1 rRNA gene is annotated in these 1,572 nt (G+C 52.9%); it reads left to right on the top strand.

Annotated elements, in window-relative coordinates:
* Nucleotides 1–41: 41 nt before the first annotated feature.
* Nucleotides 42–1,572: ribosomal RNA gene (locus KP803_RS21720) — 16S ribosomal RNA — on the top strand; the annotation flags it as partial.

The raw sequence follows: 1,572 nt of genomic DNA, 5'->3' as shown, positions 1-1,572 counted from the left end.
ATTAGTTTTGAAGTCAGTATTCGTTGAGCCGACAAAATCTTAAATTGAAGAGTTTGATCATGGCTCAGATTGAACGCTGGCGGCAGGCCTAACACATGCAAGTCGAGCGGAAACGAGAAGTAGCTTGCTACTTCGGCGTCGAGCGGCGGACGGGTGAGTAATGCCTAGGAAGTTGCCCAGTAGAGGGGGATAACCATTGGAAACGATGGCTAATACCGCATATTCTCTTTGGAGCAAAGCAGGGGACCTTCGGGCCTTGCGCTATTGGATACGCCTAGGTGGGATTAGCTAGTTGGTGAGGTAATGGCTCACCAAGGCAACGATCCCTAGCTGGTCTGAGAGGATGATCAGCCACACTGGAACTGAGACACGGTCCAGACTCCTACGGGAGGCAGCAGTGGGGAATATTGCACAATGGGCGAAAGCCTGATGCAGCCATGCCGCGTGTATGAAGAAGGCCTTCGGGTTGTAAAGTACTTTCAGTCGTGAGGAAGGGGGTAAGTTTAATACGCTTATCTCTTGACGTTAGCGACAGAAGAAGCACCGGCTAACTCCGTGCCAGCAGCCGCGGTAATACGGAGGGTGCGAGCGTTAATCGGAATTACTGGGCGTAAAGCGCATGCAGGTGGTTCAATAAGTCAGATGTGAAAGCCCGGGGCTCAACCTCGGAACTGCATTTGAAACTGTTGGACTAGAGTACTGTAGAGGGGGGTAGAATTTCAGGTGTAGCGGTGAAATGCGTAGAGATCTGAAGGAATACCAGTGGCGAAGGCGGCCCCCTGGACAGATACTGACACTCAGATGCGAAAGCGTGGGGAGCAAACAGGATTAGATACCCTGGTAGTCCACGCCGTAAACGATGTCTACTTGGAGGTTGTGGCCTTGAGCCGTGGCTTTCGGAGCTAACGCGTTAAGTAGACCGCCTGGGGAGTACGGTCGCAAGATTAAAACTCAAATGAATTGACGGGGGCCCGCACAAGCGGTGGAGCATGTGGTTTAATTCGATGCAACGCGAAGAACCTTACCTACTCTTGACATCTACAGAAGCCAGCGGAGACGCAGGTGTGCCTTCGGGAACTGTAAGACAGGTGCTGCATGGCTGTCGTCAGCTCGTGTTGTGAAATGTTGGGTTAAGTCCCGCAACGAGCGCAACCCTTATCCTTGTTTGCCAGCACGTAATGGTGGGAACTCCAGGGAGACTGCCGGTGATAAACCGGAGGAAGGTGGGGACGACGTCAAGTCATCATGGCCCTTACGAGTAGGGCTACACACGTGCTACAATGGCGCATACAGAGGGCAGCAAGCCAGCGATGGTTAGCGAATCCCAAAAAGTGCGTCGTAGTCCGGATTGGAGTCTGCAACTCGACTCCATGAAGTCGGAATCGCTAGTAATCGTAGATCAGAATGCTACGGTGAATACGTTCCCGGGCCTTGTACACACCGCCCGTCACACCATGGGAGTGGGCTGCAAAAGAAGTGGGTAGTTTAACCTTTCGGGGAGGACGCTCACCACTTTGTGGTTCATGACTGGGGTGAAGTCGTAACAAGGTAGCCCTAGGGGAACCTGGGGCT

Source organism: Vibrio amylolyticus, assembly GCF_023145695.1.
GTDB classification, from domain to species: domain Bacteria; phylum Pseudomonadota; class Gammaproteobacteria; order Enterobacterales; family Vibrionaceae; genus Vibrio; species Vibrio amylolyticus.
Note: the sequence above shows the minus strand (reverse complement) of the source record. Positions and strands in the feature narration are given on the sequence as shown.